The organism is Nonomuraea sp. KM90, assembly GCF_052246675.1.
Classification (GTDB): domain Bacteria; phylum Actinomycetota; class Actinomycetes; order Streptosporangiales; family Streptosporangiaceae; genus Nonomuraea.
Genome location: NZ_JBQQCB010000020.1, coordinates 53004 through 74526 on the forward strand (window position 1 = coordinate 53004; position 21523 = coordinate 74526).

The 21523-nt window shown below is 71.8% G+C and carries 23 protein-coding genes; 10 read left to right on the forward strand and 13 right to left on the reverse strand.

What is annotated here, in order from left to right; translation table 11 throughout:
* Window positions 1–6: 6 nt before the first annotated feature.
* Entirely contained in the window at window positions 7–951 is a 945-nt protein-coding gene (locus tag ACTWPW_RS22305) for an LLM class F420-dependent oxidoreductase (protein ID WP_443169810.1), read from the reverse strand.
* Here ACTWPW_RS22305 and ACTWPW_RS22310 point away from each other — a divergent pair.
* The 3 genes from ACTWPW_RS22310 to ACTWPW_RS22320 all read left to right on the forward strand — a co-directional run bounded on the left by ACTWPW_RS22310 (window position 943) and on the right by ACTWPW_RS22320 (window position 2798).
* Complete coding sequence (locus ACTWPW_RS22310; protein ID WP_443169811.1) at window positions 943–1311, forward strand: ArsR/SmtB family transcription factor; 369 nt, start codon at window positions 943–945, stop codon at window positions 1309–1311. The genes ACTWPW_RS22305 and ACTWPW_RS22310 overlap by 9 nt on opposite strands.
* 72 nt (window positions 1312–1383) lie before the next feature.
* Window positions 1384–2334, forward strand: coding sequence for a YbgA family protein (locus ACTWPW_RS22315; RefSeq protein WP_375116161.1), 951 nt, complete (start codon window positions 1384–1386; stop codon window positions 2332–2334).
* A gap of 11 nt (window positions 2335–2345) precedes the next feature.
* Window positions 2346–2798, forward strand: a complete 453-nt coding sequence (locus tag ACTWPW_RS22320) for an NUDIX domain-containing protein (RefSeq protein ID WP_443169812.1) — start codon at window positions 2346–2348, stop codon at window positions 2796–2798.
* On the opposite strand, the gene ACTWPW_RS22325 is transcribed toward ACTWPW_RS22320, so the two are convergent.
* Genes ACTWPW_RS22325 through ACTWPW_RS22335 form a run of 3 tightly spaced genes read right to left on the reverse strand, consistent with a single transcriptional unit; the run spans window position 2779 to window position 4939 of the window.
* Window positions 2779–3525, reverse strand: coding sequence for an MBL fold metallo-hydrolase (locus tag ACTWPW_RS22325; RefSeq protein WP_443169813.1), 747 nt, complete (start codon window positions 3523–3525; stop codon window positions 2779–2781). The genes ACTWPW_RS22320 and ACTWPW_RS22325 overlap by 20 nt on opposite strands.
* Window positions 3522–4295 (reverse strand): hypothetical protein, encoded by a 774-nt coding sequence (locus tag ACTWPW_RS22330; protein WP_375116158.1) that lies wholly within the window; start codon window positions 4293–4295, stop codon window positions 3522–3524. The genes ACTWPW_RS22325 and ACTWPW_RS22330 overlap by 4 nt, the downstream gene beginning before the upstream one ends.
* A 17-nt stretch (window positions 4296–4312) precedes the next feature.
* A complete protein-coding gene (locus ACTWPW_RS22335; protein ID WP_443169814.1) occupies window positions 4313–4939 on the reverse strand; it encodes a TetR/AcrR family transcriptional regulator in 627 nt (208 codons plus the stop codon).
* Window positions 4940–5016: 77 nt separating this feature from the next.
* Here ACTWPW_RS22335 and ACTWPW_RS22340 point away from each other — a divergent pair, with 77 nt between their 5' ends.
* Window positions 5017–5961, forward strand: coding sequence for a zinc-binding dehydrogenase (locus ACTWPW_RS22340; protein ID WP_443169815.1), 945 nt, complete (start codon window positions 5017–5019; stop codon window positions 5959–5961).
* A 13-nt stretch (window positions 5962–5974) separates the two neighbouring features.
* Here ACTWPW_RS22340 and ACTWPW_RS22345 read toward each other — a convergent pair whose 3' ends face one another.
* The 5 genes from ACTWPW_RS22345 to ACTWPW_RS22365 form a co-directional block, all read right to left on the reverse strand.
* Window positions 5975–6427 carry a hypothetical protein gene (locus tag ACTWPW_RS22345; RefSeq protein WP_443169816.1) on the reverse strand — a complete coding sequence of 151 codons (453 nt, stop codon included), beginning with the start codon at window positions 6425–6427 and terminating at the stop codon, window positions 5975–5977.
* Between the two features lie 239 nt (window positions 6428–6666).
* Complete coding sequence (locus tag ACTWPW_RS22350; RefSeq protein ID WP_443169817.1) at window positions 6667–8376, reverse strand: tetratricopeptide repeat protein; 1710 nt, start codon at window positions 8374–8376, stop codon at window positions 6667–6669.
* A 200-nt stretch (window positions 8377–8576) separates the two neighbouring features.
* Window positions 8577–9782, reverse strand: a complete 1206-nt coding sequence (locus tag ACTWPW_RS22355) for a DMT family transporter (protein ID WP_443169818.1) — start codon at window positions 9780–9782, stop codon at window positions 8577–8579.
* 316 nt (window positions 9783–10098) lie between these two features.
* Window positions 10099–10587, reverse strand: a complete 489-nt coding sequence (locus ACTWPW_RS22360; protein ID WP_443169819.1) for a GNAT family N-acetyltransferase — start codon at window positions 10585–10587, stop codon at window positions 10099–10101.
* Between the two features lie 12 nt (window positions 10588–10599).
* Window positions 10600–12135 carry an XRE family transcriptional regulator gene (locus ACTWPW_RS22365; RefSeq protein ID WP_375116152.1) on the reverse strand — a complete coding sequence of 512 codons (1536 nt, stop codon included), beginning with the start codon at window positions 12133–12135 and terminating at the stop codon, window positions 10600–10602.
* Between the two features lie 277 nt (window positions 12136–12412).
* On the opposite strand from ACTWPW_RS22365, the gene ACTWPW_RS22370 reads away from it, so the two are divergent.
* The 4 genes from ACTWPW_RS22370 (at window position 12413) to ACTWPW_RS22385 (ending at window position 16038) form a co-directional block, all read left to right on the forward strand.
* Complete coding sequence (locus tag ACTWPW_RS22370) at window positions 12413–12697, forward strand: hypothetical protein (RefSeq protein ID WP_364127243.1); 285 nt, start codon at window positions 12413–12415, stop codon at window positions 12695–12697.
* A 560-nt stretch (window positions 12698–13257) separates the two neighbouring features.
* The gene (locus ACTWPW_RS22375; RefSeq protein ID WP_443169820.1) at window positions 13258–14121 is read left to right on the forward strand and encodes a mechanosensitive ion channel family protein; all 864 of its coding nucleotides are present in this window, start codon (window positions 13258–13260) and stop codon (window positions 14119–14121) included.
* Between the two features lie 9 nt (window positions 14122–14130).
* Window positions 14131–14511 carry a globin gene (locus tag ACTWPW_RS22380; protein ID WP_443169821.1) on the forward strand — a complete coding sequence of 127 codons (381 nt, stop codon included), beginning with the start codon at window positions 14131–14133 and terminating at the stop codon, window positions 14509–14511.
* Window positions 14512–14529: 18 nt separating this feature from the next.
* On the forward strand, window positions 14530–16038 hold the full coding sequence (locus ACTWPW_RS22385) for a glycoside hydrolase family 13 protein (protein WP_375116149.1): 1509 nt from the start codon (window positions 14530–14532) through the stop codon (window positions 16036–16038).
* On the opposite strand, the gene ACTWPW_RS22390 is transcribed toward ACTWPW_RS22385, so the two are convergent.
* From ACTWPW_RS22390 to ACTWPW_RS22400, 3 genes are read right to left on the reverse strand one after another with little or no spacing between them, the layout of a single operon-like run.
* On the reverse strand, window positions 16033–17196 hold the full coding sequence (locus tag ACTWPW_RS22390; protein ID WP_443169822.1) for an MFS transporter: 1164 nt from the start codon (window positions 17194–17196) through the stop codon (window positions 16033–16035). The genes ACTWPW_RS22385 and ACTWPW_RS22390 overlap by 6 nt on opposite strands.
* Window positions 17193–17621, reverse strand: coding sequence for an acyl-CoA thioesterase (locus ACTWPW_RS22395; RefSeq protein WP_375116147.1), 429 nt, complete (start codon window positions 17619–17621; stop codon window positions 17193–17195). The genes ACTWPW_RS22390 and ACTWPW_RS22395 overlap by 4 nt, the downstream gene beginning before the upstream one ends.
* A 14-nt stretch (window positions 17622–17635) precedes the next feature.
* Window positions 17636–19069 (reverse strand): MFS transporter, encoded by a 1434-nt coding sequence (locus ACTWPW_RS22400; protein ID WP_443169823.1) that lies wholly within the window; start codon window positions 19067–19069, stop codon window positions 17636–17638.
* A gap of 74 nt (window positions 19070–19143) precedes the next feature.
* Between ACTWPW_RS22400 and ACTWPW_RS22405 the strand changes: the two genes are divergently transcribed.
* Both ACTWPW_RS22405 and ACTWPW_RS22410 read left to right on the forward strand, forming a co-directional pair.
* Window positions 19144–20043 carry an SDR family oxidoreductase gene (locus ACTWPW_RS22405; protein ID WP_375116145.1) on the forward strand — a complete coding sequence of 300 codons (900 nt, stop codon included), beginning with the start codon at window positions 19144–19146 and terminating at the stop codon, window positions 20041–20043.
* Window position 20044: 1 nt separating this feature from the next.
* The gene (locus ACTWPW_RS22410; protein ID WP_375116144.1) at window positions 20045–20863 is read left to right on the forward strand and encodes a MaoC/PaaZ C-terminal domain-containing protein; all 819 of its coding nucleotides are present in this window, start codon (window positions 20045–20047) and stop codon (window positions 20861–20863) included.
* Here the strand turns inward: ACTWPW_RS22410 and ACTWPW_RS22415 are convergent, their stop codons facing one another.
* Entirely contained in the window at window positions 20864–21475 is a 612-nt protein-coding gene (locus ACTWPW_RS22415) for a TetR/AcrR family transcriptional regulator (protein ID WP_375116143.1), read from the reverse strand.
* Window positions 21476–21523: the final 48 nt, after the last annotated feature.

A 21523-nucleotide genomic window follows, 5' to 3' on the forward strand; every position in this document is an offset into this window, starting at 1 on the left:
TCCAGGTCAAGCGCCCCCTGGGCCGGGCCGCAGGCCGACGGCCGGAGCGAGGTCGGTGAGCTGGGCGACGGCGTCGGCGAGGTCGGGGGCATCCGGGGAGAGGGGCTGGATGACGACGTGGTCGGCGCCGGCGTCGAGGTGGTCGCGGACGCGCTGGGCGACGGTGTCGACGCTGCCCCAGGCCACGATGGCGTCCGTCAGCCGGTCGCTGCCGCCGTCGGCGAAGTCGTCGTCGGTGAAGCCGAGCGTGCGCAGGTTGTTGAGGTAGTTGGGCAAGGTCAGGTAGACGGACATGTGGGTGCGGGCGATCGCGCGGGCGCGGGCCGGGTCGGACTCCAGCACGACCGCCTGCTCCGGGATGAGGAGCCGGTCGCGGCCGAGGATCTCGCGGGCCCGGGCGGTGTGCTCCGGCGGCACGAAGTAGCTGTGGGCGCCGTCGGCCTTGTCTCGCGACAGCTCCAGCATCTTGGGCCGCAGCGCGGCCAGGAGCCGGGGGCAGTCGGCCTTGGGGAGGATCTGCTCGGCCTGGTCCATGGCGTCGAGGTAGGTGCGCATGGCGGTCAGCGGCTTGGCGTAGTCGTGGCCCCGGGTGTTGACCAGGGGGCTGTGGCTGACGCCGATGCCCAGCAGGAAGCGCCCCGGGAAGGCGTCGGCCAGCGTGACCCCGGCACCCGCCATGGCCATGGCGTCCCTGGCCCACAGGCTGGCGATGCCGGTGCCGAAGACGACGCGCTCGGTGGCCGCCAGCAGGACGGCGGCGCTCGCGAACGGCTCCTTGCTCGCCCAGCCCTCGTTGACCCAGATGGAGCCGTAGCCCAGCGCCTCGATCCTGGCCGCCGCCCGCCGCCCCTCCTCGGCGGGAGCCTGTCCGATCATGGGATGCCACACTCCGACGCGCCCGAGGTCCACGGCCGCTCCCTCCGAGTAGAATGTTCGATCGAGATGGAACACTATCCTAATGTTCGATCGCCGTCGAACAGGACACGCAACCTCAGCCACACCTCGCCGCTCGAGGTCTCGCTCCAGGCCGCCCTCGACGCGGTCGGCGACCCGATCCGCCGCCGCATCGTGCGCGAGCTGGCCGGCGTCCCCGACTGGGCGCGCGCCTGCGGCACGTTCAACCACCTGCCGGTGGCCAAGTCCACGCTGAGTCACCACTTCGCCGTCCTGCGCAATGTAGGCCTGCTGGAGCAGCGTGACGAGGGGACTCGCCGACTCAACCGGCTACGGCGCGAGGAGTTCGACGGTCGGTTCCCCGGGCTGCTGGCGCTGGTCCTCGGCGAGGCGGAAGCCGTTCCCCCCGAGGCGTAGCGGCGCTCGTTTTGGAGTGATCTTCCTGGCCTTGGTTGCCCACCTCACCGTGGGCGCGTTGCAATGTGAGATGTGATCGCCACTCCCGGCAGGACCGGCACCCCAGCCGAGCGCCCCCGGTTGGCCATCTCCTCCTGCCTGCTCGGCCGGCCCGTCCGGCACGACGGCCGCCACAACCTCGACCGCTTCCTCACCGAGACCCTGGCCCCGTACGTCGACTGGCTCCCCGTCTGCCCCGAGGTCGAGGCGGGCCTGGGCACCCCGCGCGAGGCCCTGTGGCAGGTGAGCACCGCGCAGGGTCCCCGCCTGGTGACGCGGATGTCGCGCGTCGACCTCACCGGCCGCATGACGGCGGTGGCCGACAGGCGCGCCGCCCAGCTCGACATCGACGGGTACGTGTTCAAGGCCAAGACCCCCACCTGCGGCATCCACGGCGTCCCCCGCCACGGGAACGACGGCGTCGACCAGCGCAACCGGGGCCTGTTCGCCGGGATCGTCATGGAGCGGCACCCGCTGCTGCCCGTGGAGGACGAGGGCCGGCTGCGCGACCCCCGGCTGCGCGCGGACTTCGTGGAGCGGGTGTTCGCGCACGCCAGGCTGCGTACGTTCCTCGACGGCGACTGGCGGCCACGCGACCTCGTCGCCTTCCACGCCCGCCACAAGATGCAGCTGCTCGCCCACGACCCCGCGCTCTACCGGGAGGCGGGCCGCGTGGTGGCCGGCGCCGGCGCGCGGCCGCGCGAGGAGGTGGCCGCCGACTACGCCGAGGTGTTCGGGCGCACGATGACCGCCAGGACCACCACGGGCCGGAACGTCAACGTGCTGCAGCACTGCCTGGGCATGCTCGCGCTGGACCCAGCGCGGCGGGCCGACCTGGTGGAGGTCATCGACTCCTACCGGGCGGGCCTGGTGCCGCTGGACGTGCCCGTGCGGCTGATGCGCCATCACGCGCGCGGGGAGTCCGCCGCGTACGTACGGGACCAGACGTACCTGACCCCTTACCCCGACGCCCTCCGGGAGTAGCGTTCTCCTCGATGAACGCCGTCGAGGAGAGCAGCGACCGTCCAGCCGCGCGCGTGGTCTGCCTGGACCGCGACGGCCGGGTGCTGCTGATGCACTGGTACGACGCGATCGCCCGCACGGACGTCTGGGAGCCCCCGGGCGGCGGGATCGATCCCGGCGAGACCCCGCTGGAGGCCGCCAGGCGGGAGCTGACCGAGGAGACCGGCCTGCCCGGCTCGGCCGTGGTGGACCGCTTCGTCGAGGTCGAACGCGACTTCCGCTGGCTCGGGGTCCGCTACGTGAAGCGGGAGCCCTTCTACCTGGCCAGGTTCGCCGAGGCCCGCCCGGAGGCGCACCCCGGGGAGCTGACGGCGGAGGAACGGGCCGCCTTCCGTGGCTATGTCTGGGCCGAGGAGCTGCCTGAGGGCGTCCAGCCCCCGGAGCTGGCGAAGGTCGTCGCGCGGCTCACGGAAGATCCACGGTGACGCCGGCGGCCGCGACCGACAGCTCGCCCCCGTAGGACGCGGCCGCCGCCGCGAGCGCGGGCTCGGGCGGGGTGTCGGGCCACAGGTGCGTGAGCAGCAGCCGCCCGGCCCCGGCCGACGCCGACGTGCGGCCGGCGTCGCGGGCGCTGGAGAGGTAGGGGGCGTCCTCGTCGGGGACGTGTTCGGGGTAGGTCGCCTCGGCCACCAGCAGGTCCGCGCCCTTCGCCAGGGCGAGGAGCTCGCCGGAGGGCCCGGTGTCGCCGGTGTAGGCGATCACCCGGCCGCCCGCGCCGGTCAGCCGCAGCCCGGCGTTCGGCACGTGGTGCGGCAGGTCGAAGGTGTCCAGCCGGAAGGGGCCGAGCTCGACCGGCCTGCCGGGCACCAGGTCGTGGTGGGCCAGGCCGGCGGCCAGCATGCGCGGCTTGTCCAGGGCCAGGACCGCTTCGAGCGCGCCCGGCGGCGCGTGGACGGGCAGCGGCGGCGCGGGCTCGTCGGCCAGCACGCGGGCCCGCAGGAGCGGGTTGAGGTCGGCGCAGTGGTCGGGGTGACCGTGGGTGACCAGGACCGCGTCCACGTCGGCGGCTCCCATGAGCTCCAGGAGCCGGGGCAGGGTGGCGTAGCCGGGGTCGATGAAGACCCGGAAGCCCTCCTCCTCGACGAGGTAACCGCTGCACGCCTGCCCGGCCGCCGGCCAGGCGCCGCACCCGCCCAGGACCGTGAGCCTCATGGGCGCCCCAGCTCCGCCAGCGTCGTCGTCATCAGCCCGCGCAGCAGCGCGCCCGCCACCTTCTCGTGCTCGGCCTCCACCGGCAGCCCCTTGTTCACCCGGTCGCGGTAGACCTCGCGCTCGTGGCCGCCGGTGTAGGGCACCGCGGTCATCGCGACGACCACGCCGACCTTGGTGCCGCCGTGCGGCAGGACGGCCACGGCATGCGTGCGCAGGCAGGTCTCGTCGGGCGCGCCGTACCAGCCGCACTTGATCCTCGCCTTCGGCGAGCGCAGGGCCCGGCGGGCGCCGAACGCCTGCGAGTCCTCCACCTGCCCCATCCACCCGAGCACGGTCTCGGCCACCGGATCGCCCGTGACCGCCGCCTGGGCGAGCACCGCGTAGGCGGCGGCCACCTCGTCGGCCGAGACCTCGACGGAGCCGAAGCGGGAGGGGTCGCCGTTCGGCGGCGCCCAGGCCACGCCGGTGCGCTCGCGGAGGTCGTCGAGGATGACGCGGGGGCCGACGGCGAGCCACAGGTTGAGCGTGTCGGTGTTGGAGGAGACGACCACGGCCGGCTCGGCGTGGCGGCGCCACCGCTCGGCGTCGGGGATGCGGGGCGCGCTCACCCACGCGTACAGGGGCTTCAGCAGGGAGGCGCAGCGCAGCCGGGTCAGGCCGGATCTGACACTCACCGTACGGGCGGGCGGCCCGCCATAGCCGCGCCTGATGCCCGCCGCCTGGGCGCTGGCACTGTGATCAAGGTTGTCGAGCAGCTCATTGAAGCCCACGCGTCCAACCGTAGACCCTACGGAGCACTCCCCCAGCGCCCTTCGTACCACTCCGGGCTCGGCGGTTCGCCCGGCAGCTCGGTCGCGCCCGGGGCGCGCAGGCCGTCGAGGGCGATGGCGAGCAGACGCTGCTTGACGTGCTCGTGCTCCTCGCCGGGCGGCCCGGGGGCCGGGCGGCTGAACTGCTCCATGAGCAGCGAGATGTCCAGCACGGTCACGTCGCTCCTGAGCACGCCCGCCTCGTGCGCCCTGGCCACGAGCCGCTCGGCGACCTCGTCGCCCCTCCTCGCGGTGCGCCACATCTCGCCGGTGACCTCGATCGTGCCCGCGACCGGCGCCAGCGCGCCCGACCTGTTGGCCACGCAGGTGCGTACGTAGAGCGCCAGGCCCTCCCACGGATCGTCCTGCGCCAGCCCGGCCTCGGCGGCCTCCACGGCCCGCTCCATCGCGATCAGGCACAGGCGCTGGAGCAGCTCCTCCTTGGTGCGGTAGCGCCGGTAGAGGCTCCCCATGCCCACGCCGGCCTGCTTGGCGATGGCCGACACGGGCGCGTCGAACCCCTGCGTGGTGAACACCTCGTGCGCCGCCCGCAGCAGGCGCAGATCGTTGCGTGCCGCCTCGGCCTGCCTGCCGCGTGTGCTCATGCCGTCCAGGATATTCCGGAGCGCATCGCTCCGATACACTTCCGGAGCAGATCGCTCCGATTGAAGTGAGGTGTGGCATGCGTGCGGTGGTGCTGAGGCGGTACGGAGGGCCCGAGGCTCTGGTCGCGGAGGAGGTGCCGGATCCCGTTCCCGGGGCCGGGCAGGTGCTCGTGGAGGTGGAGGTGGCCGGCATCACGTTCGTGGAGACGCAGATACGGGCCGATCGGGGGCCGCGGCGCGCATCGCTGCCCGCGATCCTGGGCAACGGCGTCGCCGGTACGGTCTCCGCCGTCGGCGACGGCGTGGACCCCGCGCTCGAGGGCACGCGGGTGGTCAGCACGCTGGGCGGCCACGGCGGGTACGCGGAGCTGGCCGTGGCCGGGGCCGGCGACCTCATCCCGATCCCCGAGGGGTTGTCGGCCGAGGTCGCGGTGGCCCTGCTCGCCGACGGGCGTACGGCGGTGGGGCTTTCCGCGGCCGCCGCGCCCCGGGCGGGAGAGTGGGTGCTGGTGGAGGCGGCCGGGGGCGGCGTGGGCAGCCTCCTCGTGCAGCTCGCCCGGGACGCGGGGGCGCGCGTGATCGGGGCGGCGAGCAGCGTGGCCAAGCGCGACCTGGCCGCGGGCCTCGGCGCCGAGCTGACCGTGGACTACACCGACCCGGGCTGGACCGACGTCGTGCGGGCGGCCACGGGCGGTCTGGACGTGGTCTTCGACGGGGTGGGCGGCGAGATCGGCGCGGCGGCCCAGGGGTTGCTGAAGGACGGGGGGCGGTTGAGCGTGTACGGGATGGCGGGCGGGCCCATGACCACCCCCGATGCCCGCGTGACGGCGGTGGGCTGGCCTTCGACGGACCTGCGTGAGCTGTCCAGGCAGGCCCTGGAGCTGGCCGCTCGCGGGCGCCTGCGGCCGGTGATCGGGGCCACCTACCCGCTGGAGTCGGCGGCCGAGGCGCACGCGGCCATCGAGGCGCGCACGGTCACCGGCAAGACCCTGCTGCGGCCCCGTACGGGATCCGCGACCTGACCGCGGGACGGGGTCAGAGGCCGTACCTCGTCAAGGAGGCGACAAATGCGACCGGCACCAGGGCGGCGACCCCGAGCCACGCCGCCACCCGCCACCGTCGCGCCACCCCGGCCTCCGTCACGAACGCCCCCAGCGCCCCCGCCACCGCGAACGCCGCGCCCGCCACGGCCGCGTGCGCGAGTGACGACGTCGAGGAGGGCAGCGACTCACCGGCCGCCCTGAACACCACCAGCATCCCGGCCGCCACCAGCGCCACCCGCCGCCCCGGCCGGACGCCGACCCGCTCCAGGGCGAACGCGATCCCGGCGAGCAGGGCCAGGCTGATCACCACGACCACGCCGACGGCCGGCACCAGGCAACCCCACTCCTGACACCCGACACCCGACCAGGCCAGCCGCACGGTGGCCCACCACCACACCCCCAAGGCCGCACACACCACGGCCGCGCGCCCCATTCGCCCCCTCATGCCCCCAATGCTCCCACCGCCCCCGCCCCCACGCCGCCCCGACCGGGACAACCACCAGCCCGACGCGGGCCAGGCCCCCAAGGCGGAGCGGCCCGGCCCGGCACGGGACAGCGGGGGCCGACGCGGGGCGGAACCGACGCGGGGCGGGGCCGACGCGGGGCGGGGCCGACGGGGGTGGGGCGGTGAGCGGCGCGGTCGGGGCTGGGACGGCACAGGGCGGGGCGAGGGGCGGTTGGGGGTCAGGGGAGGTGGGTGGCGTGGTGGTCGTCGGCGTCGGCTTCGGGGTGGCGGCCCAGGGCGCGGAGGGCTACGGCGCGGTTGGCGTACAGGTCGGGCTGGGGCTGGAGGTCGATGGCGCGGGTGAGGTCGGCGACCGAACCCTCCAGGTCGCCCATGGCGTAGCGCAGCACCCCCCGGTTCCCCCAGGCCGACGCGAGCGCGGGCGCCCGGTCCACGGCCAGGTTCAGGGCCGCCTCCGCCGCGTCGTACCGGCCCGCCGACGTCTCGAGCTGGCCCAGCACCGTGAGCAGGTGCGGGTTGCCGGGCGCCAGGGCCAGCCCGGCCTCCACGTCGGCCCTGGCCTCGGCGTCCCGGTCCGAGGCGGCCAGCAGCCCGGCGCGGTTGATGTAGGCGTCCAGGTAGCCGGGGTCCAGCTCGATGACCCGCCCCAGGTCGTCGAGGGCGGCATCGACGTCGCCCCGCACCGTGCACAGCTCCGCCCGGTTGTAGTGGGCCTCCGGCAGCGGCGGCCCGGCCCGCATGGCGCGCTCGAAGTCGGCCAGCGCCTCCTCGTGCCGCCCGAGCCGGAACAGGAGATTGCCACGTTCCAGGTAGTAGTCGGGAAATGCCGGATCGATCCCGATCGCCGCCCCGTAGTCCTCCAGCGCCTCCTTGGTGTGCCCTAGCGCCGCCAGGAGCTGGGCCCGGTTGGCCAGCAGCACCATCCGGTGCACCGGGTGCCGCTCCCCCAGCTCACCGGCCAGCTCGATGGCCGACTCCACCAGCGACAGCGCCGCCCCGAGCCGGCCGTGCCGCAGCTCGATCAGCGCCAGTCCGTTGCGGTCGAAGCCGAGCTTGAACGCCCGTTCGGCCGGGTCGGGCAGGAGGGTGGAGATGGCGATCGCCTCGTTGATCCAGGCTCGGGCCCTGGTCAGGTCGCGGCGGGCGGGGTCGGGATGGCGGGCGTCGAGCATGGCGGTGCCGTACGCGGCCGCGGCGTGCATGGCCGGGTCCTGGCTGCCCTGGCGTACCCGGTCCCAGACCTCGCGGGCCTCGGCCGTGCGCCCGAGCCCGCCGAGCGCGGTGGCGGTGCGCTGGGCGAAGCGCCACCAGCGGGCGGAACCCGGCTCGGTACGCGCCATACCCCGCTCCCCCAGCTCCGCCACGGCGTGCAGGAAGCCCTCCCGCATGCACCGATCGACGACCGCCCACAACTCGTCCGCGTCCCGGGCGTCGGGTGCGGGCTCGGGGCCGCCGGAGTACACCGTGATCGCCAGCGTGGCGGGCGGGATCCGCCGCATCATGACGTCGAGCAGCTCGGTGTCCGTCGGGTCGGCCGCGTCGCCGTTGCACACGGCGATCGCCCGCCCAGGGGGCACGGCGTCGCGGACGAACTCCGCGAGCCCGTTGGCCAGCCGTAACGTCCGGCGGGGCGCGGGGACCAGGATGCGCTCCTCGTCGGACAGCCCGGCCTCGATCGTGACCCGCCCGGCCGGTACGAGCCCGGCCAGCTCGGGCGCCGCCGCCAGGATCTCGATGTCGTGGGCCGCCACCAGCTCCGCCGACCGCTCCAGCGCCGGCGGCACCAGGTTCCGCAGCAGAGCGGCGGCGACGGTGTAGGGGCCACGCGGCCGGCGATGTGCGTCGATCAACGGCGCCAGCAGCCGCGCGGCCCCCGTTCGGGCGGGTGGTTCGCCCTGGACCCTGAGGTGGGACCTCTCCTCAGTCACCCCTTGTGAATGACGCTGGAGGTCCCAGCCAGCCTCGCGGTTCCAGGCTTGCGGACTACGATGCGCTTCATGACATACCTCTCCACTCGGGGCTAATTACCCATTATTGGGTCACCCCACCGAATATCAAGGTTTATCGTGAATAAGTGGGAGGCTAATGGATAAAAAGCACTTGCCTTTTGAATGGTATATCTAACCTATTAGGACCGAAACCAACGGTGCAATCGTGTGGTATGCGCCTGCCCGGTTTCCTCCATCAAGTCGCACAGGCACCGGCCGAGCAGGGTGACCGACTGGCAGCACCCGGGCCCGGGCAGGTTCTTCGCGCGCACGATGATGGTGGCCCGCTCGATCAGCCGCTCCAGGCTGGGCTCCGCACCCCCCTTGAGCGAGCGGGTCTGCCACGGGCACGACTCGGCGTCCACGCAGGCGTTCCGGTCGATGAACGGCGGAGCGCCGCCTTGGAGCCGCAGCGGATCAGCCCGCTTGACCCGCTGGTCGGCCAGCGCCCGGGTCGCGATGGCCAGCAGGTCACGGCGGCCGCGTACCTTTCCCTGAGCGGCGCCCCCGGCCGGCAGGGCGAGCAGCATCGCCCCGGCCATCAGCGCGCCGCCCACGACCAGGCTCCAGCCCATCTGCTCGTGGAACCAGATCACCGCGATCGCGGCGACCCAGAGCGGTTGCGAGGACATGAGGATCTGGCTCGGCACGGCCGGCACGTGCGCCTGGCCGTAGGAGCGGGCCAGGAACCCCAGCGCGCACGACACCACGGAGAGATGCGCCAGGATCAGCCAGTCCGGCACGCTCGCCGGCAGCGACACCCCGTCCCGCACCGCGACCCCTCCCGTGAGGATGCCGATGGTGGAGAGCTGGATCACGGTCAGCGCGTACGCGGGAAAGCCGGAGGGACGCTTGGACAGGTGTGCCAGGAGCAGCGTGTGGCCGGAGTAGAGGGCGGCGGCGGTGAGCGTGACGCCGAGCGCGAGCACCGAGATCTCGTGGTCCTCCACACCACGCAGCAACGTGAACACGGTCATGCCGGCCAGCGCGAGCACGACCCCGGCCCAGATCCGCCGCGGCACCCGCTGCCGGAACAGCGCCAGCGACAGGATGGGCGTGATCATCACGCTGCACCCGACGGCGAACCCCGACACCGCCGACGGCAGGCTGTCGAGCGCGACGGCCTGGGCCGCCTGCCCGATCCCGAACATCACCCCGAGTACGGCCCCGTTGATCCACGTGCCCCGCGACAGCCCCCGAAGGCAGCCCGGCTTGATGAGGAGCAGCGTGAGCGCGGCAAGGAGATAGCGCTCGGCGAGCAGGTCCTCAACCGGTAACCGGAGAATGAGATCTTTCATCAGCGGGAACGCCGACCCCCAAGCGGCGCTGACGAACAACAGAAGCACGGCTCCCAGAAGGGGGCGGGGAGCGGGCATGCCTGTCATGAGAAAAGCATGGCACTACTATTCGCAGCCGTAGATGTACAGGGCGCAGCCGGTGATGCTTGTCTACACCTAGGTGGTAAGAGCCTCACCCGCGGGTTCGTACATCCTTATCCGTGGAAGCCGATAAGGGACCGGTCGCACATATCGCTCGGGGGAATTCGGCGATCGGCGAGCGTCACGGAGAGTGTCGGCGGTGCGGTCACGCCGAAGGGTCCGGGGGGTGGCTGCGGGTGGCGGGCCCCAGGAGGGGGTGTGGGGCCGCTTGGGTGAGTGCGGTCTAGAGTTCCAGGACCGCAGGCGGGATCAGGCGTTTCTCTATGTAGACGACGGTCAGGTCGCCTACTCGCTCCCTGGAGAGCTCACGCCATCCCTGGCGCTCGTACAACGACAACGCGGCCTCCTGGTTGAGGGTGGTGTCACCCCTGACGCAGTGGAAGCCGAGCTCGACCGCGCGCCGCTCCAATGCCACGAGCATGGCCGAGCCGAACCCGCGCCGCTGGTATTCGGGGTGGACCCGCAACCGGCACATCTCGGCCGTGTCGGTGTCGACGGGTTTCAGCCCGCCCATGGCCACGACCCGCGAACCCACCTCGCCCACCAGGAAGTCGCCGCCGCAGGCCAGATAGATCTCCTGGATCCGCGGGAAGTCGTCGTCGTAGTAGACGCCGTCACCGGGGACCAGGCCCACTTTCGCGAGGGCGATCCGGTGGAGTGCGAGGATGGTGTCGAGGTCGGACCAGCGATAGCGTCTGATCTTCAGCTTCATCCACCCTCCCTTTCACGTGGGCTGCTTGGGCCGCCGCAGCGCGGCCTGATAGCCCGGCAGTCCTGGAGCCTGCGCGTCCCGCGAGATGATGGCCTGTTCGAGCGCCAGCGCGGGCCGCACGATGAGGTCGGTCAGATATTCGTCGCCCACCAGGCTCAGGGCCTTCGTGCCGATGGCCACCGCCTCGCCGACGTCGCCGTCGAGCAGCTTGCACTGCGCCTGGTCGAGCCTGATCAGCGTCTGGTCGAGGATGTGGTCTTCGTACTTGTCCAGCGCCTGGTCGAGCACCACCTCCGCCTCGATCGTCTGGCCGAGCTTGGTGAGCACGTCGCCCTGGTAGAAGTAGAGCTGCTTCTCGGTGTAGCCGAAGGCCACGTCCTCCTGCTCCTCGGTCTTCATGTGGGAGAAGGCGTTCCTGGCCCGCGCCAGAGCGCGCTTGGCCTGGTCGACGACCTCCTTCTTGCTGTCCACACCGGACATCATGGCCAGCGCCCTGGCCTCGACGACCGGTGCCATCGCCTGCGCCGGGCACGGGGTGGAGCCGGCCAGGTCGCGGCTCTTCTTGGCCAGGTTGAGCGCCTCGCGCGCGTCGCCGAAGTAGAGGGGGACGAGCGACTCGCGGGCGCAGATCCACGCGCGCAGCGCGCGGTCGCCGGTCTCGTCGGCGGCCGTGCGGCCGGTGCGGAAGAACGACCGCGCCAGCCGGTGGTCGCCCAGGTTGATCAGGATCATGCCGCTCAGGCCGGACAGCTGGGCGGCCATCCTGCACAGGCGTTCCTGCAGGTCGATGGGCTGGCGGCGGGACATCGCCGTGCGTACGGCGCTCAGCTCCAGCAGCACGTCGCACAGCAGCCGCAGCGGGGCCGTCGTCGTGTACTGGCGGCCGAAACTGACGGTGGCCTCCTCCCACTGGTCGAGCATCGCGGCCGACACGGTGGCCGAGACCAGCGTCTCGTCCATCCGGCGCCTGATGCCCTCGCACGCTCCGAGCACCGGCCCGTCGATCTGCCCAGTTGCGTTGCTGTCGGTGTTGAGGAGATTTAATAGCGTCCTCCGGAGGATGTTCTCGTCCTCCTCCGCGTCGGGCTCGGTCTCCATGGGCTCGATCTGCAGCTCCCGCTCGGTGGGCAGCTGCGCCCGCTCCTTGACGTCGGGGGCCAGCAGGCCGGGCATCCGGTGACCGTGGCCGCAGATGCACGGCGCGTCGTAGCCGAGCGCGACCGGCTCGACGCGGTAGACCGTGCACAGATAGTGCAGGTATTCGGGGCCAGGACGCTTGAGCCCGCTCTCGTAGGCGGACAGCAGCGTCTCACCGATGCCGGGCATCGGTTTCGCGTCGCGCTCGAACAGGGCGCGCACCTGCTCGATGACGTCGGCCAGCGCGATCCCGTACGACAGGCGATGCGCCTTGATGCGGGTCGTGCTGAACAGGCCCGTGCACGCCTCATGGATCTCATCAGCTATCTGAGCCGACGTGCGCCCGGCGGCCAGGCCCCTGGCCCTGATCCGCCGGGCGATCTCCGTCTCCCTGTGCTGTCTGCCGGACATCCCGGCCCCTCTCACGCATGTCTCGACCGGTCCGCAACTGGTGACTCAGCGTAGCCCTCAAGTTGCTGTGCGCCTACCCCAAGACTATGAAGCAATGACGGCGGGATTGGAAACGCGTGTAGCAAGCCTACGGTTAAGGATCGTCCTCCCCGGGACTGTTTCTTACAACCCATGAGGTGAGAAGCGACTCCCCGTGAGCAGAACGGCTCGTTGCGCCGACCCTTGACATGGGACATCTTTGGCCCACCAGCAACGATTCCCAAGGGAGGGACGAACGGTGGGGGACGACAACTTCGAGCACCTGGAGCGCCTCGTGGCCGAACTCGGCGCTCGCGGGCTGCTCGCACGTGTGGTCCAGACCCAGAGCGGGCGCAGGTTCGTCCGGGTCATCAACCCGAACGCGACAAGCCTGTCCGAGAACGTCACCTGTCGGCCGGCAGCCGTCTCCGACATGCCGGACTGGTGGTACTGCTGGTCCTGGGGCGAACGGATGCACACGGCCGACGACCCGGCCGGTGCGGCGACGAAGGTCGCCCGCGTGCTCGCCGCCGTGGGGGAGTGACGACGCGGTGAACCGGGTGGAGCGCAGCCACCACGGCTCACCGCACCCCGCGGCGGCTCCTGGGAGCCGGCGGAGTGACCGGTGCGGAGGGTTTCCCGAATGCGGGAGCCCTGGTCACTCCGCCGGTTCCGGCCCGCCACAACACCCAAGACGTACGGCGCCGCGCGCCGTACGCGCGAAGCCGCCCGCCCGGTGCGCCGGGCGGGTGTTCGGGGGATCCCTCCCGGAACCGGCACGGGACATGCTTCCGGGTGCGTGTCCCGGACCGAGCCGTCCGTCATCGGAGCGCCGTCTCTCTCCCTCCGCGGCCCAGAGAGCCGGCGACCCCGTCTTCCCCGGCGTGATGTGACGGCGGGCGGTTCAGTCGGCGGTATTTTTGGATCGAATCGGTCCAAAGAGCCGGCCGAACCGCTTCCGGAGGGGGATCCACCATAGTGTTACTGCTGGTGACGCCATCGCCACCACCCGCGTCTCCGTCGATTTTGCCCGATATCGACAAAATGACCTCACAAGTGGCCGTGACCTGCCAGGACGACCCGGTTTGCTCTAGTCTTGCGGGGATGTTCGACAACGCAGGCTGGGCACCGCTGGCGGCCATGGTGGTCGTCGTCGTCCTGATACTCGTGCTCGCGTTCGTGCTCCGCAACATCGCGCACCGGGTCATCACGAGAGTGGTCAACCGGGCGGCGACGGGAGCTTCGATCACCAGTCGCTTCCGCAAGAACGCCGCGACGGACGGGATCGACGCGCTCCTGCACGAGCGGCGCAAGCAGCGCGCGGAGACGATGGGGTCGGTGCTCAAGCACATCGCCTCGATCGTCATCCTGGGCACCGCGGTGCTGACCGTGCTCGACCGGCTGACGGTCCCCATCGCGCCCCTGCTGACGAGCGTGGGCATCCTGGGCGTGGCCATCGGCTTCGGCGCTCAGGAACTGGTCAAGGACTTCATCGCCGGCATGTTCATGCTGCTGGAGGACCAGTACGGCGTGGGCGACGTGATCGACGCGGGCGCCGCGGTCGGCACGGTGGAGGCGGTCACCCTGCGCGTCACCCGGCTGCGCGACGTGGACGGCCGCGTCTGGTACGTCCGCAACGGCACGATCACCCGGGTGGGCAACGAGTCGCAGGGCTGGTCGCGGTCGTACATGGACGTCCCGGTGGCCTACGACGCCGACGTGGTCGGCGTGCGCGTGCTGCTGGAGCACGTGGCGGAGGAGATCTGGGCCGACCCCGAGCTGCGCGAGAGCAAGATCGTGGAGCCGCCGCAGGTCTTCGGCGTCGAGCAGCTGTCCGACAGCTCGCTGGTGTTCCGCATCTCCGCCAAGACGCTGCCCGCCGCGCAGGCCGAGGTGTCCAGGGAGCTCAGGCTCAGGGTCAAGTCGGCGCTCGACACCGCGGGCATCCCCATGGTCGCCACCGCATAGGCTAGGACCGTGACAGAGACCTCCTTCTACGACGCCGTCGGGGGCGAGGAGACTTTCCGGCGCCTCGTGCATCGCTTCTACGAGGGGGTCGCGGAAGACCCGCTCCTACGGCCGCTCTACCCGGAGCCCGATCTGACGGGCGCCGAGAAGCGGCTGCGGGGCTTCCTGATCCAATACTGGGGCGGCCCCAACGACTACAGCCAGCAGCGCGGCCACCCGAGGCTGCGCATGCGGCACATGCCGTTCGTGATCGGCGAGCCCGAGCGGGACGCCTGGCTGCGCCACATGCGTGACGCGGTCGACTCCCTCGATCTGCCGGAGGACCAGGCGACCAAGCTTTGGGACTATCTGGTCTACGCCGCCCACAGCCTGGTGAACTCTCCCGCGTAACGGGGCATGACACGCCACATGGATATCCCCTGGTGGCGTGATGCAGTCGTCTACGAGATCTACGTTCGCAGCTTCGCCGACGCCTCCGGAGACGGCGTCGGCGACCTGACCGGAGTGCGCGAGCGCCTCCCCTACCTCCAGCAGCTGGGCGTCGACGCGATCTGGCTGACCCCGTTCTACCCCTCCCCCATGACCGACGGCGGCTACGACGTGGCCGACTATCGCGGCGTGGACCCGCTGTTCGGCACCCTCGCGGACTTCGAGGCGCTGGTCGCCGACGCGCACCGGCACGAGCTGCGGGTGATCGTGGACGTCGTGCCCAACCACAGCTCGTCCGAGCACCCCTGGTTCCAGGCGGCGCTGCGGGGCGAGCACCGCGACCGGTACATCTTCCGCGACACGACCAACAACTGGCAGTCCACCTTCAGCGGCCCGGCCTGGACGCAGGTGGCGGACGGGCAGTACTACCTGCACCTGTTCGCACCGGGACAGCCCGACTTCAACTGGCGCAACCCCGAGGTGCACGCGGAGTTCCTGGACGTGCTGCGGTTCTGGCTGGACCGGGGCGTCGACGGGTTCCGCATCGACGTGGCGATGGGCCTGTACAAGGCGGAGGGACTGCCCGACGTGGGCGACCAGTCGTTCAAGGCGGTCTCGCCGGTGTGGGGGCAGCCGGAGGTGCACGGCGTCTACCGCGACTGGCGGCGGCTGCTGGACAGCTATCCGGGCGAGCGGATGGCCGTGGGCGAGGTGTGGACCGACAGTCCCGAGGACCTCGCCCGTTACGTGCGGCCCGACGAGCTGCACCAGAGCTTCAACTTCGCCTGGCTGCAGGCGCCGTGGTCGCCGACGGCGTTCAAGCAGGTGATCGACGACACGCTGTCCACGGTGCCGTTCGCCACGTGGGTGCTGTCCAACCACGACGTCGTACGCCACCGCACCCGCTACGGCACGGCCGACCCCGGCACGGGCCTGGCGCGGGCCAGGGCGGCGGTGCTGACCATGCTGGCCCTGCCCGGCTCGGCCTACCTCTACCAGGGCGAGGAGCTGGGGCTGCCCGAGGTGACCGACCTGCCGGACGAGGCCCGGCAGGACCCGGTCTTCTTCCAGTCGAAGGGCAAGCTGCCGGGGCGTGACGGGTGCCGGGTGCCGATCCCGTGGACGGTGGACCCGCCCTCCCACGGGTTCTCGGCGGGCGGGGCGGAGCCGTGGCTGCCGCAGCCGGACACGTTCGCGGAGCTGAGCGTCGAGAAGCAGGAGGGGGTCGCCGACTCGACGCTGGAGTTCTACCGCCGGGCCCTGGCCTGCCGCCGTGACCTGGCCCGATCCATTCCTTACACGCTGGAGTGGATGGACTCTCCCGAGGGAGCGCTTTTCTTCTACCGCGGGCCGCTGATCTGCGCGATCAACTGCGGCATGGGCCCGGTACACCTGCCCGAGCACGACGAGGTGATCCTGTCGAGCGGGCCGCTCAAGAGGGGGCTGCTGCCGCCCGACACGGCGGTGTGGCTGCGGCGCGCGTCATAGCCCGGCGGCGCTCTCACCGCGGAAGGGGATGACGGGCAGCGAGATCAGCGCGCACGCCAGCCCCGCCGCGAAGGCCGCCCAGAACCCGGTGCTGGTGATCAGCACTCCGGCCAGCGGCGTGACGGCCAGGGAGACGACGTTCTGGACGGTGTTGTGGGTGCCGAGCACGCGACCCGCCCAGGAGGGACCGGCGAGCTCGCCCGCCGCGAGGTAGGCGAGCCCGTTGCCGGCCACGGTCGTCACCGCGGCCAGCGCGAGCATGGCGGGCCCGAGCCAGGTGCGGGTGAGCGTGCCGGTGATCAGCAGCGCGAGCACCGCCACGCTGCCGAGGGTGAGCAGCAGCAGGGGCCGCATGCGCAGGCCCGTCCGGTCGGACCAGCGCCCGACCGCGACGCGCACGGCGGCCCCGCCGATCGCCGCCACCCCGAAGAGCTGCCCGGCGCCGACACCGTCCCAGCCGTAGGTCCTGACCAGGCAGTTCACGCCGTACGTGCTGACCACGACCTGCGGCACGACGTGCAGCGCGCTGGTGGCGTGCACCCGCCACAACGCGGGCTGCCGGTACGGCGAGCCGGTCGCCGCCGCGGCGGACCCGGAGAGCGCGCGCGGCGGCTCGGCCAGGAAGAGCCCGGCCAGCACGGCGGCCAGCAGGCTCACGCAGGCGCAGACGATCAGCACGCCGGGCAGGCCGTACGCCAGCGCGACCGGCGGCAGCGCGAAGGCGCCGACGGCCATGCCGAGGGTGAAGGAGACCTGCCGCACGCCCATGGCGACGCCGCGCTCGGGCGGCTCGAACCAGCGCAGCACGATCCGGCCGCCGCCGACCATCGCGGCCGAGCCCGCCGCGCCGGCCAGGGCGAGCAACACGACCACCGCCCAGGCCCGCTCCACGAACGCCACCGAGGCGAACAGGACGGCCGCCAGCCCCACGCCCACACCCAGGATCAGGCGCTCGCCGTGCCGGTCGGCCAGCGCGCCCCAGGCGACGAGAGCGACCATGACCCCCAGGGCCGGGGCGTTCGCCATGATCCCGGCCACGACCAAGGAAACACCGAAATGTCGCTCAATTTCCGGCATGACCAGCGGCAGGCCGAACAGGCCTAAGGTGACACCGGCGTGGGCGTTGACGCCCAGCGCCAGCATCAGCCAGCGTTTCATTCCGCGTAGCGCTTGAGGTAGGCCAGTTCGGTCTCGGTGAGCCGGCGGGGGGCCGCCCGATCGACGTCGTAGGCGGCCAGGACGGACATGGCGGTCACGTAAACCGCCTCGTCGTCGCGGATCTCGTAGCGCAGCGTGAACCGGACCGACCTGATCTCCGTCACCCAGGTCTCGACGCGTACGGGGTGGGCGCGGAAGCCGAGCGGGCGGCGGTAGTCGATCTCGTGGCGGGTCACCACCAGGCCCTTGAACGGCTCGTCGCCCGCGTTGTACGGATCGATGTGGAACATGCCGAAGCGAGCGTCCTCGAGGTAGTCGAGGAAGCGCACGTTGTTCACGTGCCCTTGAGAGTCGACGTCGCCGAATCTCACCGTGCGCGGATAGATGTGCCGTTCGGCCGGGGTGCGTTCAACCACGTCCGCCACCGTACCCGCCCGCGCTAGGTGGCCTTGCGCCGGGCCAGGCAGGCGAGCACGGTCAGGACCGAGATCGCGGCCATGGAGCCGAGCGCCCAGCGGTAGCCGGTCACGAGCTGCTCCACCGCGCCGCCCGAGAGCTGTGCCAGCGTGCCGGCGAAGACGCTCTGGTGCAGCTCGGCGGGCAGCGGTGCGGTGATGATCGACAGGACCAGGCCGGTGCCGACGACGTTGCCGGTGTTCTGCACCATGAGGCGCATGGCGTTGACGATGCCGAGCCGGTTGGAGGGCAGGCCGTCCAGGATAGCGGTGGTGTTGGAGGGCAGGAACACGCCCGAGCCGAGCCCGATGAGCACCAGCCCGGCGGCCACGGCCGGGTACGGCATGTCCGACGACATCACGGCGAGCATGACCACCAGTCCGCAGGTGGTGGTCGCGGCCCCGGCCACGGCCAGCGTGCGCGCGCTGGTCAGCCGCTGCAGGAAGCCCGAGGTCACCGAGGCGATCATGGCGGCGATGGCCAGCGGCAGCACCTTCAGCCCGGCCTGTACGGGATCGTCCCCGCGCACGGCCTGGAAGTAGAGCGCGACCAGGAAGACCATGCCCATGCGGGCCACGGCGTTGAGGAACGAGGCCAGCGTCCCGAAGGCGAAGGCCCGCTCCCGGAACAGGCCCATGTCCACCACCGGATACGCGGCCCGCTGCTCCCTGAGCACGAACAGCGGCAGCCCGACGGCGAAGGCCGCCAGCCCGCCCAGCACCACGGGGTGCGTCCAGCCCAGCCTGGTGAACTCCGACAGCGCCAGCAGCAGCCCGCCCAGCGTGACCAGGACGAGCACGTTCCCCGGCGCGTCGAGCCCGCTCTCGGCTCGGTCCTGGGCCGGCCTGCGCAGCACGATCGCCCCCCAGACCAGGCAGATCACGCCGATCGGCACGTTGAACCAGAACACCCAGCGCCAGCCCAGGTTCTCGGCCAGCACCCCGCCCAGCGTCGGCCCGATCAGCCCGGCGATCGAGAACGACGCCACGTACACGCCCATCCCCTCCCCCAGCCGCTCGCGCGGGAAGGCATCGCTGACCAGGGCGGCGCTGTTGGTGAGCAGCATGGCGGCCCCCGCGGCCTGCAGCACGCGCATGGCCACGATCACCCACGCGTTCGGCGCCAGGCCCGCGAGGAGGGCGGCCACCGTGTAGGTGGACAGTCCTAAGAGATACATCCTGCGCCGGCCGAACAGATCCGCCAGCCGCCCGAATACCACCATGAGGACGGTCGTGGTCAACTGGAAGCCCAGGAGGATCCAGCCCGCGGCCGTCGCGTCGGCGCCGGTGTGCCTGGCGATCTCCGGCAGCGCGACGTTGATCGCGCTGCCGCCGAGCCCGGTCAGCACGCTGGCCAGGCTCACGACCGACAGCGTTCGCCAGGCGTACCCGATGGGAGTGGTCGTGGTCGCGGCCAATGGGCCTGTCCTTTCTAGATTTTAATACTAGAATCCAGTTCACATCGTCAGCCGGTCAAGGATCGAGGTGTCGGATGAGTGGAATAGTCGAGGGCCGCGTGGTGATCGTCACGGGTGCGGCCAGGGGCATCGGACGGGGTCACGCGCTGGAGTTCGCCCGCCAGGGGGCGAAGGTGGTGGTCAACGACCTGGGCGCGGAGGTGGACGGCACCGGCTCGTCCGGGGCCGCGGCCGAGGTGGTGGCGGAGATCGAGGCCATGGGCGGCCAGGCGATCGTCAACGGCGAGGACGTCTCCGACTTCGACGGCGCCGAGCGGCTGATCCGGGCCGCCATCGACACCTTCGGCGATCTGGACGTGCTGGTCAACAACGCGGGCATCCTGCGCGACCGGATGCTCGTCAACATGACCGCCGACGAGTGGGACTCCGTGATCAGGGTTCACCTGCGCGGCACGTTCGCGCCGCTGCGCCACGCCGCCGCGTACTGGCGGTCCAAGGCGAAGGCGGGCGAACAGGTGGATGCCCGGATCATCAACACGACCTCGTCCTCCGGCATCTACGGTAACCCGGGGCAAGGCAACTACGGCGCCGCGAAGGCGGGCATCGCGGGCCTTACCGTCATCGCGGCCAGGGAGCTGGAGCGCTACGGCGTGACCGTGAACGCCATCGCCCCCGCCGCCCTCACCCGCATGACCGAGAACCTCATACCGGCGGGCGCCACCGGCGCCGACCCCGACGACATCGCGCCGCTGGTCGTCTGGCTGGCCAGTGCCGAGGCCAAGGGGATCACCGGGCGGGTGTTCAACGTGCGCGCCGGCGTGATCAGCGTGGCCGAGGGCTGGCACGCCGGCCCCGGCGTGGACAAGGGCGGCCGGTGGGACCCGGCCGAGCTGGGCTCGGTCATCCCCGCCCTGGTCGAGAAGGCCGCACCCAACGCTCTGACCAACGGCCGCATCCCCGGACGGGAGGACTGACATGCCGCTCGACCACACCCTGGTGGGTGTCGAGAGCCCGGCGCACGAGCGCACGTGGACCTCGAAGGACACCATGCTGTACGCGCTCGGCGTCGGAGCGGGCACCGGCGAGCTGGAGTTCACCACGGAGAAGGGGCAGCGGGTGCTGCCGACGTTCGCCGTGCTGGCGGCCCAGGCGCCGGGGCGGCGGCTGGGCGACTTCGACCCGGCCCTGCTGGTCCACGCCGAGCAGGGCTTCGAGCTGCACCGGGAGCTGCCGGCCGCGGGCGGCGTGCGGACCACCTCGAAGGTGACCGGGATCTACGACAAGGGCTCGGGGGCGCTGGTGACCTCCGAGGCCAGGGCCGTGGACCTGAGCACGGGCGAGCTGGTGATCGCCTCGCGGAGCTCGGTGTTCATCAGGGGCGAGGGCGGGTTCGGCGGCGACCGGGGGCCGCGGGACGAGTGGGCCCTGCCCGACCGGGCGCCCGACCACAAGGTGACCTACTCCACGCATCCGGAGCAGGCGCTGATCTACCGGCTGTCCGGCGACTACAACCCGCTGCACAGCGACCCCGAGTTCGCCGCCAGGGCCGGGTTCAGCCGGCCGATCCTGCACGGGCTGTGCACGTACGGGGTGACGGGCCGGGCACTGCTGCACGCGGTGGCGAAGTCGGATCCGGGGCGGTTCAGGGCGATGTCGGGGCGGTTCTCCAGCCCGGTGCTGCCCGGGGAGTCGCTCACGGTGTCGATCTGGGTGGACGGCGCGGACGTGCTGTTCCGTACCGCCAAGGACGACGGGACCGTGGTGATCGACCGGGGCCGGGCCACGATCGCCTGATCAGCCCTCGTCGAGGACCCGAAGGGGGTCGAGGCGGTGGATCAGCGTCATCGCCGCCTCGATGACCTCCTGGGCCTCCTCCTCGCTGTCGGAGGTGGCGACCTCGCGGGCGGCCTCGCCGATGATGCTGGTCAGCACGGCCACGGTGAAGCGGTCGAGCGGGTCGCCCCCGGCGCCGAGCAGCACCGCGTTCTGGCGCACCCACTCGCGCCCCCGGGTGCGCCGGATCAGCTCGAACCCGGGCGGCCCGTCGCCGTCGATGAACAGCCTGACCAGGTCGCGCCGCTCCCATGCCCCGGCGAGGTAGGCCCGCGCGCCCGCGATCAGCAGCTCCACCGGATCGTCCACGCCCTCTTTCCTGGCCTTGGCCACGCTGGCGGCCGACGCCTGCTCGTGCGCGGCCTGGTGGTCCTCGTAGAGGGCGAGGAACAGCTCGGTCTTGCCGCCGAAGTGGTGGTAGAGGCTGCCGACGCTGGAGCCGGCGCGGGCGACCACCTCGGCCACGTTGGAGTCGGCGAAGCCGTGCTCGCTGAAGACCTCGCGAGCCGCCTGCAACATGCTCTTGCGCGTCTGGGCCGTGCGACTCCACTCCCACGAGGACTTGCGTGCCATACCGGCAATCCTAGCCGCTCGAATTCTAGAATCTGATTCTTGACACAT